The following is an 18,622-nucleotide window of genomic DNA, read 5'->3' as shown; positions in this document are numbered from 1 at the left end:
CTTTCACGCCCGATCGCGCACTGAGCGGATCCGACCCAGCAGCTCCTCGGCCTTCGAGCGGCCCGACTCCACCTCGGCCAGCTGCCGGGTCACCGACTGCAGCTCGCGGCCCCGTTCGCCGGCCTCCATCCGCAACGCCCTGTCGACCTCGCGCAGCTCCGCCTCGATCGCCTCGATGCGCTTGGCCAGGGCCTCGTCCAGCGCGAGCGAGAGGGCCTGTTCGGCTTCGATGAGCTGTTCGGCGGCCAGTTGGTCCACTGTGGAGCGTGCGTCGGCGATGGCGTCCGAGAGCCACTGCTTGACGTGCTGCTTCTCGGCGGTGTGAGTGCGGGTGCGGGCCATCCACCAGCCCGCGCCGAGGCCCAGGGCGATGGTCACCGGCAGGACGATCGGGTTCAGCACTGCTATGCCCAGGCCGGCCAGAGGCATGACGGCGAGCTTGCCGGCGCCCAGGCCGCCGGAGACGCCCATGAACACCAGCAGCTTGTCCTCGGCTGTCGGCGGGCGCTTTTCCTTGGGTCGCAGGATGACCGGCGGTTGCTCGCCACGCGCGAACTGGCCGCGGATGAGGGTCAGCTCCTCGCGCGAGAACATCGTGGCGAGGACTGCGTCGGTGACCTGGGACAGGCGCACCGACAGGGCCGTGGAGATGCGGCCGGACACGACCTGCAGCGCCGTGTCGACCTGTTGCGGCAACACCGCCAGAGCCGCGCGGTCCGCCGAGTCGATGGCCTGGCGGTACCAGGTCTGCAGGTCGCGCATCTGCCGGGAGATCTCATGGGAGTTCTCGACGCGGGCGCGCTGGACCTCGCCGCGCAGCCTGACCTGCCAGCCTCGGGTCGACGAACGGCGTTCGGTCTGCAGTTCCTCACGGCGGGCGCGCAGCACAGCGGCTTCGTCTTCGCCCACGGACAGAGCGCGCTTCTCGTGCTCAAGGCGGACCGTGAGTTCGTCGAGCACGGTCGAGAGAGCGCGCAGGGCGTTGGCCTCGGCCAGCATTCCGGCGCGGCCAGCGACGAGTTCCTGCAGAGCGGTCTGCAACGAAGCGACGCCCGACCGTTCGCGCAGCATCGCGGCCGCGTCCGGGTTCGGGGCCTGGGCGGCCATGTCGAACATGCGGGACGACACCGGGTAGACGGTGGCGTCGGCGAAGCGCGGGGCGTGCTCGGCCAGCAGGGCGCGGTCCGCGTCCAGGACCTGGCGCCAGCCGCGGTACTGGTCGGTCTTGGTCAGCGCGAAGACCACGGTTTCGACGCGGTCGCCCACGCGCTTCAAGAAGTCGAGCTCACCGCGGGTGAACGGCGCCGAGGCGTCGACCACGAAGACCAGGGCGGTGGCGGAGGTGACGGCTTCCAGGGCCAGCTCGCCGTGCACCGACTCCAGGCCGCCGACGCCCGGGGTGTCCACAACGGACATCCGTTCCAGCAACGGGATCGGTGCATCGACCTCGACGTAGCGCGGCGGCAGCTCGCCGTCGGGCAGCTCGTGCGCGGCGGAGACCCAGTTGATCAGCGCGGGCAGCGGGAACGTCACCGGCGCGAGCAGGCCGGGGTAGCAGGCGCGGGCTGCCCACGAAGAGCCGTGCTGGAACACCAGGTACGTGGACGTGGCCACGTCGGCGTCGACCGGCGAGAGACCTGGGGTCGCCAGCAGGGCGTTGACCAGCGAGGACTTGCCGCGGTTCGTCTCGCCGACGATCACCACCGACGACACTTCGGGGGCCGCACGACGAGCAACCCAGTCGGCCATCGACGGGTCAAGCTCGCGCACGAGAGAGGTGAGACGTTCGCGCGTCTGCCGGACGGTCTGCGGAAGTGTGCTCATCGGGCCGTGTAGACCGTCACGATCGGCGCCCGCAGCACCCGGCCGCGGTCGCAGAACCCGGGCACCTCGGTCTCGGCGACCAGGCCCAGCAGCGACGCGTCCTCCGTCGGCACCGTGCCGCCCGCCTCGTGCATCGACGGGTCGAAGCGCTCACCGTCGGCACGCACGGCCACGACGCCTATGGACGACAGGCCTTCCTCGATGCGTGCGACCACGCCGGCACTGGCGCGGTCCAGCGCGTACAGGCACAGCTGGACCAACGCGCGGCGTTCGGCCAGCGCCTGGTCGAGCAGCTCGTCGGCAATGGTCTCCACACCGTGGTCCGACGCCACGTCCGTCGGATCGGTTCCGTTCCCGCTCATCGGTGCCCCCCAGCACGTAGTTGCTGCCAGATGAGGAAATACGCCCGGTGGACGACGTGCGCCACCCGAGCCTGCGCCGGTGTCGCCCCGAACGAGGCGAACGAACGCCACCAACCGGCCCGTTCCAGCGCACAGGCGACCAGCTCCGGCAACGGCCGGCCGCGCAGACCCAGCTGACCTGGCACGTCCGGGGTGCTGCCGACGCGCAGCACCTCCTCCGTCAGGTCCTCCGGCAACGTCACCGCGCCGGACGACACCAGTGTCAACGCCTCCAGCAACCGCAGCTGGTGCGCCTCCGGCCGGGCCAGCAGAACCTCGATCGCGTCGTGCACGCGCTGCCGTTCGCCGGGATCGCCCGAGGCCAGCGAGGTGACGGAGGCCAACGCGGCCGCCGCCTTGATGCCGTCGGCCCGTGCCCGGAACACCGCGTCCAACCGTCCACGAACCGCCGCGAACCCGGAGGCGTCGAACAGCACTCGCCGCAAAGCACCTGCCGTGAGCGCAGGTTCGGCGTCCAGCGCCACCAACGCGCGATCGATGCCGTAGAGGTCGAGCTTCTCCAGCAACCGCGAGCGCACGCCCGTCGGTACGTCGCAGTCCCACGAGGTGAAGAGGTCGCCGGACATCAGCATCATCGTGCGGGTGTCCGCGTCCAGGGCCGCCAGCTGCCGCAACGCCTCCGCGTCCGCCGACGTGAACTCCCCGGTCTCGGCGGACTCGGCGAGCAGGCTGATCACCGGCAGCACGTCCGCGACCCGCGGCTTCAGCAACGCGGCCTGCTTGCCCGCCAGGATCTCCGCGGCCCGCCAGACCTCGCCTTCGGAACCCTCGACGGTCTCCGGTGCGACGGCGTCGACCTTGTTCAGCGCGGCGATGGCGTTGACCGGCCCGGCTTCCCGGGAGGCGGTGGCGGCGGTGAAAGCGGCCAGAGTCGAGTGGTCGTCCGCCCTAACGCCCTGCGTCACGACGTAGAGAACCGCCTCGGCACCGGCGACGGCGTTGCGCGACACCGGATCCAGCAGTTCCTCGGTGCGGGCGACCGAAGCGGCGTCCAGCGAACCGAGCCCTGGTGTGTCGATGACGGTGAAGTCACGCAGCACGGCGTTCGTCAGGAACGCCTCGATGTGCGAGATGCCTTCCACGCCAAGAGAAGCGGGGATCATGCCGTTCGCGTCGAACGGGAGCACCTGCCGTCGTCCGTCCTGCAGCACGACTTCGATGCGGTCGACCGTTCCGTACTGGTAGCGCGTGACGAGCCGGGTGCACTCGCCGACGTCGGTGGGCGCGACCCGGCGCCCGATCAACGCGTTGACCAACGTCGACTTGCCGGACTTGATCCGCCCGGCCACCGCGACCTGCAGCGGCGCGTGCAGACGCCGCAACACTTCCTGGAATCCATGTGCGGTCTGCTGGGAAACCTGTGGTTGCAAAGCGACACACAAATGGGCCACCGCCGCGCACAGCGGTCCGGCCAGTTGTTGTCCCTGCAACGCCGTCACGAGCACTGATCGTGCCACGGTTTGTGCGCGTGCGTGCGCGGGTAGCCACAGCTCATGGGTGACAGCTACGTGACGTTCCTGGTGCTGGGGATCGTCCTGGTCGTGGTCGATGGCCAGCTGATCTACCACAGCGGCAAGGGATATTTGAAGCGCGCTGCGTACGACGACGAACAGGCCGGCAGCATGATGAAGCTGACCGCCGTCCTGTTCCACCTCGTCGTGCTCGGCCTGTTGGCGCTGGTGTCGATCATCGACGTCGAGACCGGCGACCCGGTGAAGAACGTGGTCGTGAAGCTGGGTGTGGTGCTCTTGCTGCTGGCACTGGCGCACGGCGTCACGATGGCGATCCTGTCCAGGATTCGGGATCGTCAGCTGCAGCAACAGCTCGCTGACCAGATGGCGGAAGAACACCGCATCTACGAAGAGCGGCACGCCCACGTCGGCGAACCGCGACCCGCGCCAAAGATCGAGTCGCCTTACTCAGCCCCGTAGTGGGTTCGCACGGCGTCGAGCGCCTCCCCCTCGCTCACGCCGAGCGACCGAGCGATGGCGACGAACTCCGCTGCGGCGGCGGAGAGCGGGTCCGGTGCATGCGAAGGCAGGGCAGCCACCACGGTGCCCTGCCTTCGCCCTGTCGTGAGCACGCCCTCGGTCTCCAGCTCGCGGTACGCCCGCGCGACCGTGCCGGCGGCGAGCCCGAGGTCGGCGGCGAGCTGCCGGATCGTGGGCAGACGGGACCCGACCGGCAGCACCCCACCGCTGATCAGCAGCACCAGCTGGTCGCGAACCTGGCGCCAGGGCGCAACGCCGTTGTCGACGTCGACGACGATGCGGGGAGCGCTCATCCCTTGATCTTGGCCGGGACCGGTTTGGTGTTGGCCATCGAGATCCACGCGAGGATCCCGACGAAGCCGATCGAGTGGCCGATCAGCACACCGGCCAGCGCCACGCCGAGTCCCGCCGACACGTGCACGCTGCGGGTGCGCAACGCCATGTCGACGGCCTGGTCACCGGTCGCGGGACGGGCGACGGCCGCCCAGATGATCACGACGGTCGCGACCACCGACAGCACGAGCCACAGGAAGCGGTCCCACTGCTGGCTCATCCCGAGGTAGATCGCCCCACCCACCACGAGCACCGTGTACGAGCCCAGCACCCACTTCGACGCGATGTCGAAGAGACCACGGGGAGTGAGCGTCGCCACTCGCAACGCGTCCCGGCGCGGGCGCAACGCCAGCAGCTCCGCGAGCAGCGAACCACCGAGCACGACCACCACGAGCTGCCCGATGCCGTCGGTCCAGGGAGGGGCCAGCGCCAGCCCCGCGTAGATCCACGGGTAGAGCAGGCGACGGCGCTTGAGGTAGCGAACCGCCTCCTCCACCTGCGCTTCTGTCGGATCGGCGATCTCCCACCGCTTCAGCAGGCGCACGCCGTTCTGCGCCATCGGCCACAGCGTCACGAGCAGCGCGAGTCCCCAAGCCGCGGCGATCACGATGTCGATCAACACAGCGCACCCCCTCCTCTTTGTATCAACTCCTCGATACAATAACTCACACTGAAGTCGTACGCAGCGTCAACCCGTGGCGCGACGCGCGGAAGTTCGACCCGCACCTAACCTTGTCCGGTGCGGCGGTTCAGCCTGTGGATGAAGGCTCACCCGGCGTTCGGGGACTCCCTGATCGCCGGGCTTTTGCTGATCTTCGACATGGGGTTCGCGGTCACCGCGATCGATCGCGGGGTGTCGTTCTCCGCGTTCCTCGCCGTCACACTGCTGATGCTCGGGCCGCTGCCGTTCCGGCGTTATCACCCGCTCGGCATCAGCTACCTGATCCTGGCGGGCGCGTTCCTGCAGCTCTTCACCCACGGCGGCTACGAGGGCGGCATCCCGGTGCGGATGTCGGACTTCGCGCTGGCCATCGCGCTCTACACGCTCGTCGCGTACATCGGCCGCAAGTCCGCGTTGATCTACTCGGGCTGGCTGCTCGCCGGCACGCTGCTGTGGGCGGTCTTCCAGGTCGGCGACATCCAGGCCGTGTTCCTCGTGTTCATGGTCTTCGTGATCTTCGGCTTCAGCTGGGCGATGGGCGAGTTCATCGGCGCCCGCCGCGCGTACCAGAGCGAGCTGGAGCAACGGCTCAAGCTGCTGGAGACCGAGCGCGACCAGCAGGCCCAGATCGCGGTCGGCGAGGAGCGCTCCCGGATCGCCCGCGAGCTGCACGACGTGGTGGCGCACGCGGTGAGCGTGATGATCGTCCACGCGGACGGCGCCGCCTACACGATCAGGTCGCAGCCGGAGGTCGCGGAGAACGCGGTCCGCACGATCGCGGAGACCGGCCGGCTCGCGCTCACCGAGATGCGCCGGCTGCTGGGCGTGCTGCGCAGCGAGGACGCCGAGACGCAGTGGGCCCCGCAACCCGACGCCCGCGGAGTCGTCGAGCTCGCCGAGAACACCCGCGCGGCCGGTGTGCCGGTGCGGCTGGAGATCAGCGGCGACGTGGACGACCTGCCCGTCGGCGTCGGCCTGAGCATCTACCGGATCGTGCAGGAAGCACTGACGAACACCATCAAGCACGCCGGCACCGGCACGACCGCGCTGGTGCGCCTGACCCGCACGCCGGACGAGCTGCGGCTCGAGGTCGTCGACAACGGGTTCGGCACACCGCACGACGTGGTCAAGGTGTCCGGCGGCAACGGACTGATCGGCATGAGGGAAAGGGCTGCGGTGCTGGGTGGCGAGTTCGAGGCGGGCCCCAACCCCGGCGGGGGCTGGCGCGTGCGCGCGAGCTTCCCCCTGGCCGCATAGGGTGATCGAGTGATTCGGGTGCTGCTGGTCGACGACCAGGAACTCATGCGCATGGGCTTTCGCATGGTGCTGGGTGCGCAAGAGGACATCGACGTCATCGGCGAGGCTGCCGACGGCCTCGACGCGGTGCAGATGGCCGACAAGCTGCGTCCCGACGTCGTGCTGATGGACGTCCGCATGCCGGTGATGGACGGTGTCGAGGCGACCAAGCGGATCGCCGAGGCCGACACCGCCAAGGTGCTGGTCATGACGACGTTCGACATGGACGAGTACGCGCTGTCGGCGTTGCGCAACGGCGCCAGCGGGTTCCTGCTGAAGGACACGCCGCCGTCAGACCTGGTGTCGGCGTTGCGCGCGGTGGCTTCCGGCGACGCGGTGGTCTCGCCGTCGGTCACCAAGCGGCTGCTGGGCCGGTTCCTCGGCGACGGCGGCGGTGAGCTGCGCGACGCCACCGTGCTGGACGTGCTGACCGAACGCGAGCGCGAGGTGCTCGTGCTGATCGCGAAGGGGCTCTCGAACACCGAGATCGCCCGCAAGCTCTTCCTGTCGGAAGCGACGGTGAAGACGCACGTCGGCCGGATCCTCGCGAAGCTGGAGCTGCGAGACCGGGTGCAGGCCGTGGTGCTGGCCTACGAGACCGGTCTCGTCCGCCCCGGCGACGCTTAGCGGTACTGCTCCGGGTCAGCCTCGACGGTCTGGCCCGCCATCCGCGGCTTCACCACCTCGTCGTACCACCGGCCCCAGTCGGGCTGTGAACCGTCGAGGTCGGTGAACCCGTACTCGCGCATGAGCTTCCACGACGACAGGCACTGCCCGGAGAAACGTTTGCGGTCCTTGTCCGCCGCGAGGTGCGCGAGGCCGCGGCCGAGGTAGTGCGGCGTTTCCGAGAGCGCGTAGTCCGGCACCTTCTCGATCGCGTCGCGCCAGGTCTCCTCGGTGACGCCGAAGCCCTCCAGCATCTGCTCGGACCGCAGGAACCCCGGGGTGGCCGCGAGCGCGGTCACGTTCGGGTGGTCCTTGAGGTCTTTCGCCAGCACCTCACCGAACCTGCGCACGGAGTTCTTCACCGCGTCGTAGGCGAGGTTCACGAAGTACGCCTCGCCGTCCTCGCCGTCGGTCACCTCGATGACGAGCCCGTCGTCGGACCGGAGCAGGATCGGCATCAGCTTGTGGATCGCCACCAGATGCGTCTCGACGCCGTTGCGCCACATGTGGAGCTGCTTGTCGAGGTCGTGCTCCCAGAACTTGCCCCACTCGACGAGGTTCTCGCCGCCCCACGCGTTGTCGACGAAGATGTCGAGCCTGTCGATGCGCGCGGCGAAAGCGTCCACATCGGACGGATCCGTGAAGTCGCACCGGATGGCGATCCCCCTGCCACCGGCCTTGGTGACCAGCTCCGCGGTGTCCTCGATCGTCTCGGAGCGACCGACCTCGGACTGCTGCGTGCGCGTCGTGCGGCCGCCGACGAAGACCGTCGCGCCGTCCGCGCCCAGCTCGACCGCGATCGCCCGGCCGGCACCTCGCGTGGCTCCGGTGACGACGGCGACCTTGCCGCTCAGGTCAGGCTCACTTCTTTGCGACACGCCGAGTTCCCCTTCCCTCGTGCCACGACAGCACGACCATTCCGTCGCCCTCGACGGTCATCTGCACGACCTCGGTGACGTTCATCCGGAAGAGATCGATCTCCTCCGGCTTCGGCTGCCAGCCGGTGCGGTCGAACAGGTCCTTCAGATAGACGTCCTTGTCGGTCCAGAACTCGGCCGTCCCGCTGATCTTCGCGTCGCCCGCCTCCGTCATCGAGGCGGTCGTGGTCATGCAGTGCAGCGCGAACCTCGGGTCGCGGCGCAGATCGCGCACCTTCAACGAGTCGACCATCATTCCCGCCCACAACTCGCCGTGCGTGAAGTCCGGCTCCACGCCGCTGATCCGCGGTGAGCCGTCCTTGCGCAGCGTCGCGATCAACGCGTGCCGGTCCGCCGCGAACCTGCCCTGCACGAACGCGGCCAGGTCGGGTTCTTCGGCCGCGAACTCGGCCCAGGTAGCCATCAGCGCATCCCCTTCAGCACCAGATCGATGTCCTCTCCCGTGCGTGCCAGCAGATCCCCCCGCGGTCTCACCGACCAGTCCATCGAGATCCCGTAGACCAGCGCGGCCAGCACGCGAGCCGCGTTCGGTGGCAGCCCCTCGGCCGCACACAGGACCTCCAGCTCCGACTCCAGCACCGCGTAGTGCCGAGCCAGCAACGCTCTCAGTTCGGGGTCGATGAGGTCGACCCCCAGTTGCGCGAGGTTGTTCGTCGCCACCACCGGATCCGCCAGCCGGTCGAACCAGGTCATGAGGGCCTCGCGAACCGTGCCCGCCTCCCGCATCCGGCGTGTGACCTCTTCCGTGCCGGCTCGCGTCAACGCCTGCAGCAGCCCGCTCTTCGACCCGAACCGCTTGGCCACCGCACCGACCGACACCCCGGCCTCCGCCGCGACGTCCGCGACCGTGAACTCCGGGCCACGCCGGTCGATGACCGCCGCGACTGCCGCGAGGATCCGCTCGTCGGTGATGGTGCGAGGCCGTGCCACCCCATTAGTGAACCACAATTCACTAACCTTCGCATAGGGTGGCGACACGTGAGCTGGAGACCGCGCCTCGTAGCGCTGGACATCGACGGAACCCTGACCCACGTCGGCTCGAACGACATCTCGTCCACCGTGCAGGCCGCCGTCACGCGCGTGACGGAACACGGCGCCCAGGTCGTGTTGTGCACCGGCCGCAGCCTGATCGGCACCACTCCGGTCGCACCGCAACTGCCCGTGTCGCTGGCGCTGTGCTCGAACGGCGCGGTGTGGTGGGACCCGACGCGTGACGAGATCATCAAGCGCACGACGTTCGACCCCGGCCCGACGATCAAGACGTTGCAGGCGCTGTTGCCCGGCTCGGTGTTCGCGGTGGAGCAGACCGGCGTGGGCAATCTTTCGCTGGGCCGGTTCCTGCCCAACGACCTGTGGGGCGTCACGACAGACGCGACGTTCGACGAGATGGCCGCGACCCCGACCGCGCGGCTGGTGATGCGCTGGCTCGACCACACACCGCCGGAGCTCGCGTTCGCCGTGCGGGAGCTGGAACTGCCGGGCGTCTCGTGGCACGTCGACTACACGGAGGCGTGGCTGACCGTGGTGCCCGAGGGCGTCACGAAGGGGTGGGCGCTCGAGGAGTTGCGGCTGGAGCTGGGAATCAGCGCGGACGACACGCTGGCGATCGGGGACGGGTCCAACGACGTCGAGATGCTGCGGTGGGCGGCGGTCGGTGTCGCGATGGGACAGGCGCCGGTGACCGTGCAGGCCGTGGCCGACGAGGTCACCGGCACCGTGCTGGAGGACGGGGCCGCGCAGGCGTTGTCCCGGTACTTCCCCGCCTAGGCGCCGCCTAGTCCGAGATGTTGTTCTTGGCGACGACCTTGTCGATCTTCACTCGGACGACCATCTCGCCGGGCACGCCGTTGCGTTCGGCGTAGGCATCGGCCTGGTCGGCGCCCATGTAGCGGGCCGCGGTGCGGCCCGCCCAGTACTTCAGCTGCTCGGGGTCCTCGTCGACCTGCGCGCGGCCGGTGATGGTGACGAAGTTGAACGGCGGGGTCTCGTCGTCGAAGCACAGGGCCACCCGGCCGTCGCGCAGGATCGACTTGCCCTTGATGGTGTCGCGCGCGGTCAGGAAGACGAGGTCCGGGCCGTCCAGGTCCACCCACACCGGGGCGATGTGCGGACTGCCGTCCTTGCGGGTGACCGCGAGTTTGCCGGTGCGGGCGGGCAAGGCCTGCACGAACTCGCGCCACCAGCCTTCAGGAGCTTCCGTGTAACCCATGAGAAGCATTCAACTACGACTGAGGTAGCGGCACCGGACGACTGAAGTTGACGCCGGCGTGGACTGCTGGGCGATGTGGCTGACCACTTGGAAGTTGGAGAGTTGTCCCCAACACCGAGAGGGGAAAGCCAATGATCGAGGCAATCGGCCTCACCAAGAGATACGGCAGGACGGTCGCGGTCGACGACCTGTCGTTCACCGTCCAACCTGGACGGGTGACCGGGTTCCTCGGTCCGAACGGCGCCGGCAAGTCCACCACGATGCGGATGATCCTGGGGCTCGACCGTCCGACGGCAGGCCGCGTGCTGATCGACGGGAAGCCCTACACCGAACTGAACCGTCCACTGCGGACGGTCGGGGCGCTGCTCGACGCGAAGTGGGTGCACCCCAACCGGTCGGCGCGAGCGCACCTGAAGTGGCTCGCCGTCTCCAACGGACTGCCGGCCAAGCGCGTGGACGCGGTGCTGGAGGCGGTCGGTCTCACGCAGGTCGCCGGCAAGAAGGCCGGTGGGTTCTCGCTCGGCATGTCGCAGCGACTGGGGATCGCCGCGGCACTGCTCGGTGACCCGCGGGTGCTGCTGTTCGACGAGCCGGTCAACGGCCTGGACCCGGAGGGCATCCTCTGGATCCGCACGTTCATGCAGAACCTCGCCGCGGAGGGCCGCACGGTCCTGGTGTCGAGCCACCTGCTGTCCGAAATGGCTCTCACGGCCAGCGAGCTCGTGGTGATCGGCAAGGGGAAGCTGATCACGCAGAGCACGACGGCGGAGTTCATCGACCGCTCAACGGGTAACTCAGTGCTCGTGCGCAGTCCTCAGTTGTTCAAGCTCGGCCCGCTGCTGGTCGACAAGGGCTTCACGGTTCGTGACGGCGCGGACGGCGCGTTGTCCGTATCGGGTGCGACCAGTGACCAGATCGGTGACATCGCCGCAGCTAACGGTGTTGTTCTGCACGAGCTGAGCCCGCAGCGCGGTTCGCTTGAAGAGGCATTCATGCAGTTGACCGGCGATGCTGTCGAGTACCACGCAGAGATCGGGAAGTGAGACCAATGACCCTCTTGGCAGTTGAGAGAATCAAGCTCTTCTCGACCCGTTCGCCCTACTGGTGCACGGCGCTCGCCGTGGTCCTGGGTGTCGGTCTCACCGCGATCATCGCGGGCACCACCGAGAACGGCCAGATGTCCATCGGCCTCACCCAGTTCGGCAGCAGCCAGCTCGCGCTCGCCGTCGTGCTGGTGATGTCGGCGCTGGCGGTCACCACCGAGTACCGGTTCAACACGATCAAGGCCACGTTCCTCGCGGCGCCGAACCGGACGTCCGCGCTGGTCGCCAAGACCGTCGTGGTCGCGTTCATCGCCGGTGTGCTCGGCGAGATCATCGCGTTCGGCTCGTGGGGCCTGGCCAAGATCATGGCGCCGACGTCCGACCTCGCGATCAACACCGGCGCCGAGTGGCGGCACGTCGCCGGCGTCGGCCTGCTCTTCGGGATCGGCGCGATCCTCGCGATCGCGGTCGGCATCCTGGTCCGCCAGACCGCCGGTGCCGTGGCCATCCTGCTCGTCTGGAACATGCTGCTCGAAGGCCTGATCGGGATCATCCCGAAGGTCGGCGTGAAGATCCAGGCGTGGCTGCCGTTCCAGAACGCCAACAACTTCCTGGCACTGGGCGGGGGTGACCCGGCCGAGAACCCGGCCGCGGGCGTCGACTTCAAGCTGAGCCAGTGGGGATCGCTGGCCTACTTCGCCGGTATCGCTGTCGCGCTGCTGGTGGTCGCGTTGATCGTCGCCAAGAAGCGCGACGCGTGACCGGTTCCGAATAAAGGGGGAGCGGGACGAGGGTCATCCATCGGGGGTGATGACCCTCGTCCCGATCAGTCTTCGAACGAACGGGAGAGGTCATGATCCAGGCAGTGCGGTTGCGCAAGCACTACGGCCGGACCAAGGCGGTCGACGACCTGTCGTTCACCGTCAGGCCCGGCCGCGTCACGGGCTTTCTCGGCCCGAACGGCGCCGGCAAGTCCACGACGATGCGGATGATCCTCGGCCTCGACACTCCCACGGCCGGAGACGTGACGATCGACGGGAAGCACTACGCCCAGCTCAAGCAGCCGCTGCGCAAGGTGGGCGCGCTGCTCGACGCGAAGTGGGTGCACCCCAACAGGTCCGCGCGCTCGCACCTGAAGTGGCTCGCGGTCTCCAACAAGATCCCGGTCAGCCGGGTCAACCAGGTGCTCGAGATCGTCGGCCTCACCGAGGTCGCGCACAAGAACGCGGGCGGGTTCTCGCTCGGCATGGCGCAGCGGCTCGGCATCGCGGGCGCACTGCTCGGCGACCCCGAGGTGCTGCTGTTCGACGAGCCCGTCAACGGTCTCGACCCGGAGGGCATCCTCTGGATCCGGCAGTTCATGCACCGGCTCGCGGACGAGGGCCGCACGGTGTTCGTGTCGAGCCACCTGCTCTCGGAGATGGCGCAGACCGCGCAGGACCTGATCGTGATCGGCAAGGGTCAGCTGATCGCGCAGACCACCACCGAGCAGTTCATCAGCGACGCCACCCAGGACCACGTCCGGGTGCGGTCACCGCACGCCGCGAAGCTGCGCGAGATCCTCGCGGCGGAGTCGACGGTCACCGACGACGCGGTGGACGGAGCCCTGGTGGTGCACGGTCTTCCGGCGCCGCGCATCGGTGAGATCGCGGCGGAGAACCAGATCGTGCTGCACGAGCTCAGCCCTCAGCGCGGGTCGCTGGAGGAGGCCTTCATGCAGCTCACCAAGGAGTCGGTGGAGTATCACGCCCACTGAAGGGCGGCAGCACGTGGACCGTCGCCTGCGGGCGCGGGCGGCGTGACCTGATGGCGGGCAACGCGATCAGCAGGCCCGTCATCAGCGCGGTTCCGCCCGCCACGGCACCGACGAACGGCAGCCGGTCGCTGATGTCCGCGATCGGCTGCACCGGATTCTGTTGTGCGGCAACAGCCGGTGTCGTCGCGGTGGTCGACGGCTTCGGCGGCGGCAGGAGCGGGTTCCGTTCCACCGGCGGAAGCTGGGCGGTCAGCGCGCCCATCGGGTTGACCATGCCGAACCCGGTCGTCTCGTCACGGCCGGGTTCCGCCATGTCCTTCGCGGTCTTGATCAGGACGTTGACGACGTCCTTGGCGGGCATCTGCGGGTGCTTCGCGCGAACCAGCGCCGCGACGCCCGACACGATCGCCGAGGCCGCGCTCGTGCCGTCCATCTCGGCATAACCGCTGGCGAAGACCGCCTGCGGCGCGGCGGTGACGATGCCCTCCGCCGGTGCCGCGATCGCGGTGTCCGCGCCGATGTTGGACGACTTCCACGGCTTGCCCTCGCGGTTGGTGCCCGCGACCGCGATCACGCCGGCGATGTTCGCGGGCGCCGAGACCTCCTTGCCCTCGTTGCCGGTGGCGGCGACGAGGACGACGTCCTTCTCGATCGCGTAGTTCACGGCCTTGACCAGGGTCGGGGTCATCGAGCTGGAGAAGCCCAGCGACATGTTGATGACCTTGGCGCCGTTGTCGGTCGCCCACCTGATGCTCTCCGCGACGACGTCGAGCGAGAACTGCTCCTTCTCGGCGCTCGCGATCGGGAGGATCTTGACGCCGGGCGCGATGCCGAGCGCACCACCGTTGCGGCCGGTCGCGGCGATGATCCCGGCCATCCCGGTGCCGTGGCCGTCGGGGTCGGTCGTGCCGTCGGTGCCCTTCGAGCTGCCGTAGCCGATGCCGGGTAAGACACGGCCGGCGAGGTCGGGGTGCTTGGCGTCGACGCCGGAGTCGATCAACGCGACGATCACGCCGTCGCCGCGGGTCTGGTCCTGCGCGGAGTAGATGTCGAGCGCGTCGAGGTGCCACTCCTGCTCCTCGATCGTCTGCGCGGCGAGCAGCAACGGCAGCGCGACGGCGAGGGCGGGGAGCAGAGGCACGTCACGTACATCGCGTTTCCACGTCATGGCGCAACGTGCCTGGCGTCACACGTTGCGTAAGAGTGTTGTTAACAGGCCGTGAAAAGCCCCTATCAGGACATCTTCGGCGTTTGACTTCCCGTTCAATGGGGTTATCCCCGCTGCGGAGGTGGCCAGTGGTCCGTGTGGAAGCAATGCTCGGCCTCGAGTGGGCTAGTGCACTTGAGGCTCCCAACCCTGCCGAAATCGCCCTCACCCCTGCAGAAGCGCGTCGTTCCTGGGTGAACCGCGCTCCGGAAACCGAAGTCCTGGCGATGTACCGCGCCGTGCGCTCCGCCGAGGACGCGCCCGCGCCGTGGTGGCTGCGCGCCCTGGATCGCGGCCGGTTGAAGTCACGTGCCGAAGGTCACGCCGTCGAGGACGCGGTGAGCGAGTTGCTCTCGTCACGTCCCGGCTGGGTGTTCGTGCCCTGGGTCGACCTCGGCGAGGTCGGGTACTGGGAGTTCGTGCCGTCCGAGAGCGGTGTCTACGGGCCTGCCACGCCGACAACCGTGCAGTTCACCTCGCGGCACAAGGGCTTTGTGGATCTCGTACCCGCGCACCGCGGGCCTGGCCAGGCCCAGTCCATCGACTTCACGGTCGCCGACCTCCGTGCGCAGATCGAGGACATCGAGCTCATCGCCTAGTCTGTACGGCTGTGACCAGGCCTGAGTTCCACCGTTCCATCGTCAGCTTCGTCCAGCGCGGCGAGCGCATGACCGTGGGACAGGAGCGCGCCTGGGACACGTACTGGGAGAAGATGGGCAACGACGTGAAGTCGTTGCCCGAGGGACCGCTGGACTTCGACTCGTGGTTCGGCCGTTCCGCGCCCGTGCTGCTGGAGATCGGGTCCGGCATGGGCGAGACCACCTCCCAGCTCGTGGCCGCGGCGCCGGAGCTGAACTACGTGGCCGTCGAGGTCTACAAGCCGGGACTCGCCCAGCTGCTGCTGCGCGGCGAGCACCTCGGTGGGCTCGACAACCTGCGCGTGCTGCGCGGTGACGCCGTCGACCTGCTCACCGACCACATCGCGCCGGGGTCGTTGCACGGCGTGCGGATCTTCTTCCCGGACCCGTGGCCGAAGAAGAAGCACCACAAGCGCCGGCTCGTGCAGCCGGAGTTCGTGGCGCTGCTCGCGTCACGGCTCTCGGAAGGCGGGGTGCTGCACCTCGCGACGGACTGGGAGCACTACGCGGAGCAGATGCTCGAGGTGTGCTCCGGCGAGCGTTTGCTGACCAACATGTACGACGGCTGGGCTCCTCGACCGGACTGGCGGCCCGTCACGAAGTTCGAGCAGCGGGCTGTGAACGAGGGCCGCGTTTCGCACGACCTGATGTTCCGCCGGAACGACCTCACCTGATCGAGGTCTCAAGCCGTTCGAGTGAACACCCTGGGTCTAGCGTTCACTCGTTGGAGTGGCCGGTGTTGATCACCCGAAATGCCCCGAGTGGCAGTGACGCGTGAAGCTCTTCCGGCCTTAGCGTCTCGCTCCGTGACCCCCGACGTCCTCCCCGTCGCGGAGGAGTTCGTCCGCATGTTCCACGCGGCGCACTCCGACGCAGGCTCGCTGTCCGCCCGCATCGCCCAGGTGCGCGCCGAGATCGCCGAGACCGGAACCTACCGCCACACCACCAACGAGCTCGCGTACGGCGCGCGGATCGCGCTGCGAGATTCCGGTTGGTGCACCTCAGGTGTGCCGTGGCGACGACTGAAAGTCCGCGATCTGCGCGGCTATCGCAACGCCGCCGCTGTCGCCGGCGAGTGCGTTGAACACCTGCGACTGGCGACGAACGGCGGCGAAATCCGGCCGCTGGTCACGGTTTTCGCGCCGGACGCACCTGGCTCGCCCGGGCCGGTGATCTGGAACGAGCAGCTGATCCGGTACGCCGGGTACGCCGACGGGATGGGGGACCGCCGGTACGCCCAGTTCACGGAAACCATGCAGGGCATGGGATGGCGGCCGCCGGCGCGACGCACGCGCTTCGACCTGCTGCCGTTGGTGGTGGAGACCCAGCACGAGGGACCGCGGCTGTTCACGCTGCCGTCCGAGATCGTGCACGAGGTCCCGCTGGAGCACCCGACGTTGCCGTGGTTCGGCGAGATGGGCCTGCGCTGGCACGCGGTTCCGGTCATCTCGAACATGCGGCTGTCGATCGGCGGCGTGCACTATCCCGCGGCACCCTTCAACTCGTGGTTCGTCGGTGCCGAGATCGGTACGCGTTCTCTTGCCGAGGAAGGTGCGTACGGCGTGGCACGCGAAGTCGCCGACGCGTTGGGTTTGGACACCTCGTCCGAACGCACGCTGTGGCGGGACTTCGCCACCGTTCACCTGAACGCGGCAGTGCTCCACTCGTTCGACAAGGCGTCCGTCACCATCACGGACCACCACGCGGAAGCGCTCCACCGGCTCGCGTGGCTGCGCTCCCGCCAACGCTCGTCAGCCGCGCGTCCCGCGTTCCGCCTGGACACCGCAGCCGCGGCACGCGCACGGACCGGTGCTCCGGCGCGCTTCACGGCCGCGTTGGACGAGACCCGTCCGCAACCGACGAGCAGGCTGGCGGAGCTGCTCCGCCAGCAACACTCCCTGACCAGCGTCTGACTTCCGTTACCTGAATCATCAGAGGGCGTGAGTCCGCTGATGATTCAGGCAGCCGTCGCGTCCCCGCGTCGACGTTGACTCGCACCGGCCGGTGCGAGTCTTCCCGTGGCGGTACCCGTTGCCCGCGTCGCGCGGGTCTTACGCAGGTTTCCATCGGGCTCGTTTTGCGTCGCCCCGCAACTCGGGGAGGACGACTCGCGCTGCACGAGCGCGGCGAGGTTGTGTGCCGCGTTGAGGTCGCGGTCCAGGTTCAGACCACACGCTTCGCAGCGGTACATGCGTTCGGACAGGCGCAGTTTGGCTTTCACCGCACCACATCCCGAACACGTCTTCGAGCTGGGGGTACCACCGATCGGCGATGTGCACCTGCACGCCGGCCCAGCGGGCCTTGTACTCGATCTGGCGGCGCAACTCAGCCAGGCCGACACCGGCGACGTGCCTGGCGAGCGGCCGGTTCTTCATCATGCCCGCCACGTGCAGGTCCTCAATCGCAACCGCGCCGTGGGTGCGGATCAGCCTGGTGGTGAGTTTGTGCAGGCTGTCCCGGCGGGCGTTCGCGACTGCGGCGTGCAGCCTCGCGATGCGCGACTGCGTCGTGCGCCACCGGGCTGAGGGGCCACGCCGCGTGCGCCGATCCGGCCCATGACGGCGCGCGGCCTGCCTTTGCAAGCGGCGCAGCTGCCGCAGCACGGTCTCAAGGCGCCGCGGGTTCGGGATGATCTCACCGGTCGACAGCACGGCCAGGGATCGCACTCCGAGGTCGACACCAACCGTGCTGTCGGGCCGGGCGGGCACCGGATCCGATCGGGTGATCTCGACGGAGAACACCACGAACCACCGCCCCGCGCGGAAGGTCACGGTGGCCGAGCGGATACGGGCGCTACCTCGCTCCAACTGACGCGCGAGTTTGCGGGTGGACTCGTGGGTGCGGACCGTCCCGACGCGCGGCAACCTCACGTGTCGCCGGTCGGCGGCCAGGCCGAACGCGCCCGTGGTGAATCGGCAGGACCACCCGGATCGCTTGCCCTTGAACCGGGGGAAGCCGAGCCTGCGGCCCTTTCGCTCGCCATTCCGGGAGTCGGCCCAGTTGCCCAACGCGGTCGCGAGATTGGCCAGGCCGGACGAGCAGGTTTCCTTCGAGTTCTCGTTCCACCACGGCGCCACCTCGTCTTTGGCCTGGTTCCAGACCTTGCGCAGGCTGTAGGCCGACCACGGGTGAAGCGGGGTGAGCCGATCGTCCGGGAGATCGTAGGTCTTCTCCGCGGCTCGCTGATCCAGGTTCGCCTTGATCCGGCCCAAACCCCAGTTGAACGCGTACCGCTGCGCGCCACAATGCGACCGCAGAGCCGCGTACTGCCCTGCGGTCGGATCGAGCGCGAACCGGTAGGCCTGGATCACCGTGACCATGTCGTCGAAACGGTAGCGGGCCACACCGACAAAACCGCGCAGCGCATGACTTCCCCATCACACGCTGGATCGGCACCTAGTGCTTCGAGTCGATCATCACGCCCGAGAGGGCCATGAGCGCAAGGACCAACAGGCCGACCACCGCGGCGGCCCAAGTGAACACAACTGACAACATGGCGTCCTCCGTTTCCCCGACTGCTCCTCCAGAGTCCGTTACCGAGCCGTCATCCGGCATCCGCCGTGAGGGTATTTCCGCAGGTCGTCCACTCAGCCTTCTGGCTGATGCCGCCCCCATACCTCCGACGGACGCGGGATCAG

At 68.6% G+C, this 18,622-nt stretch carries 21 protein-coding genes and 1 pseudogene; 10 read left to right on the top strand and 12 right to left on the bottom strand.

Annotated features, from left to right (window positions below):
* Nucleotides 1-3: 3 nt before the first annotated feature.
* Genes LFM09_RS25700 through LFM09_RS25690 form a run of 3 tightly spaced genes read right to left on the bottom strand, consistent with a single transcriptional unit; the run spans nucleotide 4 to nucleotide 3,685 of the window.
* Nucleotides 4-1,824, bottom strand: a complete 1,821-nt coding sequence (locus LFM09_RS25700) for a dynamin family protein (protein ID WP_414099085.1) — start codon at nucleotides 1,822-1,824, stop codon at nucleotides 4-6.
* Nucleotides 1,821-2,186, bottom strand: coding sequence for a nucleotide exchange factor GrpE (gene grpE / locus LFM09_RS25695; RefSeq protein ID WP_414099084.1), 366 nt, complete (start codon nucleotides 2,184-2,186; stop codon nucleotides 1,821-1,823). Before grpE ends, LFM09_RS25700 begins: the two co-directional genes overlap by 4 nt.
* Entirely contained in the window at nucleotides 2,183-3,685 is a 1,503-nt protein-coding gene (locus LFM09_RS25690; protein WP_414099083.1) for a dynamin family protein, read from the bottom strand. Before LFM09_RS25690 ends, grpE begins: the two co-directional genes overlap by 4 nt.
* 54 nt (nucleotides 3,686-3,739) lie before the next feature.
* Here LFM09_RS25690 and LFM09_RS25685 point away from each other — a divergent pair, with 54 nt between their 5' ends.
* Nucleotides 3,740-4,177 (top strand): hypothetical protein, encoded by a 438-nt coding sequence (locus tag LFM09_RS25685; protein WP_414099082.1) that lies wholly within the window; start codon nucleotides 3,740-3,742, stop codon nucleotides 4,175-4,177.
* Here the strand turns inward: LFM09_RS25685 and LFM09_RS25680 are convergent.
* Together LFM09_RS25680 and LFM09_RS25675 are read right to left on the bottom strand one after the other, a co-directional pair.
* A complete protein-coding gene (locus LFM09_RS25680; protein WP_414099081.1) occupies nucleotides 4,162-4,530 on the bottom strand; it encodes a GntR family transcriptional regulator in 369 nt (122 codons plus the stop codon). The two genes, LFM09_RS25685 and LFM09_RS25680, sit on opposite strands and share 16 nt — an antisense overlap.
* Nucleotides 4,527-5,192, bottom strand: coding sequence for a hypothetical protein (locus LFM09_RS25675; protein ID WP_414099080.1), 666 nt, complete (start codon nucleotides 5,190-5,192; stop codon nucleotides 4,527-4,529). The genes LFM09_RS25680 and LFM09_RS25675 overlap by 4 nt, the downstream gene beginning before the upstream one ends.
* Nucleotides 5,193-5,309: 117 nt before the next feature.
* Between LFM09_RS25675 and LFM09_RS25670 the strand changes: the two genes are divergently transcribed.
* The gene (locus LFM09_RS25670; protein WP_414099079.1) at nucleotides 5,310-6,488 is read left to right on the top strand and encodes a sensor histidine kinase; all 1,179 of its coding nucleotides are present in this window, start codon (nucleotides 5,310-5,312) and stop codon (nucleotides 6,486-6,488) included.
* Nucleotides 6,489-6,497: 9 nt separating this feature from the next.
* Nucleotides 6,498-7,154, top strand: coding sequence for a response regulator (locus LFM09_RS25665; RefSeq protein ID WP_414099078.1), 657 nt, complete (start codon nucleotides 6,498-6,500; stop codon nucleotides 7,152-7,154).
* Here the strand turns inward: LFM09_RS25665 and LFM09_RS25660 are convergent.
* From LFM09_RS25660 to LFM09_RS25650, 3 genes are read right to left on the bottom strand one after another with little or no spacing between them, the layout of a single operon-like run.
* Nucleotides 7,151-8,071, bottom strand: coding sequence for an SDR family oxidoreductase (locus LFM09_RS25660; RefSeq protein ID WP_414099077.1), 921 nt, complete (start codon nucleotides 8,069-8,071; stop codon nucleotides 7,151-7,153). The genes LFM09_RS25665 and LFM09_RS25660 overlap by 4 nt on opposite strands.
* The gene (locus LFM09_RS25655) at nucleotides 8,055-8,534 is read right to left on the bottom strand and encodes a pyridoxamine 5'-phosphate oxidase family protein (protein WP_414099076.1); all 480 of its coding nucleotides are present in this window, start codon (nucleotides 8,532-8,534) and stop codon (nucleotides 8,055-8,057) included. The genes LFM09_RS25660 and LFM09_RS25655 overlap by 17 nt, the downstream gene beginning before the upstream one ends.
* On the bottom strand, nucleotides 8,534-9,061 hold the full coding sequence (locus LFM09_RS25650; RefSeq protein WP_414099075.1) for a TetR/AcrR family transcriptional regulator: 528 nt from the start codon (nucleotides 9,059-9,061) through the stop codon (nucleotides 8,534-8,536). Before LFM09_RS25650 ends, LFM09_RS25655 begins: the two co-directional genes overlap by 1 nt.
* A 48-nt stretch (nucleotides 9,062-9,109) precedes the next feature.
* On the opposite strand from LFM09_RS25650, the gene LFM09_RS25645 reads away from it, so the two are divergent.
* Entirely contained in the window at nucleotides 9,110-9,898 is a 789-nt protein-coding gene (locus LFM09_RS25645; protein ID WP_414099074.1) for an HAD family hydrolase, read from the top strand.
* A 7-nt stretch (nucleotides 9,899-9,905) separates the two neighbouring features.
* Here LFM09_RS25645 and LFM09_RS25640 read toward each other — a convergent pair whose 3' ends face one another.
* Nucleotides 9,906-10,340 (bottom strand): PPOX class F420-dependent oxidoreductase, encoded by a 435-nt coding sequence (locus tag LFM09_RS25640; protein WP_414099073.1) that lies wholly within the window; start codon nucleotides 10,338-10,340, stop codon nucleotides 9,906-9,908.
* A gap of 131 nt (nucleotides 10,341-10,471) precedes the next feature.
* Between LFM09_RS25640 and LFM09_RS25635 the strand changes: the two genes are divergently transcribed.
* The 3 genes from LFM09_RS25635 (at nucleotide 10,472) to LFM09_RS25625 (ending at nucleotide 13,139) form a co-directional block, all read left to right on the top strand.
* Nucleotides 10,472-11,383, top strand: a complete 912-nt coding sequence (locus tag LFM09_RS25635; protein ID WP_414099072.1) for an ABC transporter ATP-binding protein — start codon at nucleotides 10,472-10,474, stop codon at nucleotides 11,381-11,383.
* A 5-nt stretch (nucleotides 11,384-11,388) separates the two neighbouring features.
* Complete coding sequence (locus LFM09_RS25630) at nucleotides 11,389-12,144, top strand: hypothetical protein (protein WP_414099071.1); 756 nt, start codon at nucleotides 11,389-11,391, stop codon at nucleotides 12,142-12,144.
* A gap of 92 nt (nucleotides 12,145-12,236) precedes the next feature.
* Entirely contained in the window at nucleotides 12,237-13,139 is a 903-nt protein-coding gene (locus LFM09_RS25625) for an ABC transporter ATP-binding protein (RefSeq protein ID WP_414099070.1), read from the top strand.
* Here LFM09_RS25625 and mycP read toward each other — a convergent pair.
* Nucleotides 13,105-14,307: a type VII secretion-associated serine protease mycosin gene (mycP, locus tag LFM09_RS25620; protein ID WP_414099069.1), complete on the bottom strand. Its 1,203-nt coding sequence runs from the start codon at nucleotides 14,305-14,307 to the stop codon at nucleotides 13,105-13,107. The genes LFM09_RS25625 and mycP overlap by 35 nt on opposite strands.
* Before the next feature lie 233 nt (nucleotides 14,308-14,540).
* Here mycP and LFM09_RS25615 point away from each other — a divergent pair, with 233 nt between their 5' ends.
* From LFM09_RS25615 to LFM09_RS25605, 3 genes are all read left to right on the top strand, one after another.
* Entirely contained in the window at nucleotides 14,541-14,945 is a 405-nt protein-coding gene (locus tag LFM09_RS25615) for a hypothetical protein (protein ID WP_414099068.1), read from the top strand.
* Nucleotides 14,946-15,013: 68 nt separating this feature from the next.
* Nucleotides 15,014-15,658: a tRNA (guanosine(46)-N7)-methyltransferase TrmB gene (trmB, locus tag LFM09_RS25610; protein ID WP_414099120.1), complete on the top strand. Its 645-nt coding sequence runs from the start codon at nucleotides 15,014-15,016 to the stop codon at nucleotides 15,656-15,658.
* Between the two features lie 132 nt (nucleotides 15,659-15,790).
* A complete protein-coding gene (locus LFM09_RS25605; protein ID WP_414099067.1) occupies nucleotides 15,791-16,897 on the top strand; it encodes a nitric oxide synthase oxygenase in 1,107 nt (368 codons plus the stop codon).
* A gap of 44 nt (nucleotides 16,898-16,941) precedes the next feature.
* On the opposite strand, the gene LFM09_RS25600 is transcribed toward LFM09_RS25605, so the two are convergent.
* Entirely contained in the window at nucleotides 16,942-17,205 is a 264-nt protein-coding gene (locus LFM09_RS25600; RefSeq protein ID WP_414099066.1) for a zinc ribbon domain-containing protein, read from the bottom strand.
* 88 nt (nucleotides 17,206-17,293) lie between these two features.
* Nucleotides 17,294-18,304 (bottom strand): annotated as a pseudogene (gene tnpB / locus LFM09_RS25595) (IS607 family element RNA-guided endonuclease TnpB); the annotation flags it as partial.
* Nucleotides 18,305-18,622: the final 318 nt, after the last annotated feature.

The organism is Lentzea alba (genome assembly GCF_047445655.1).
Lineage (GTDB): Bacteria > Actinomycetota > Actinomycetes > Mycobacteriales > Pseudonocardiaceae > Lentzea > Lentzea alba_A.
Note: the sequence above shows the minus strand (reverse complement) of the source record. Positions and strands in the feature narration are given on the sequence as shown.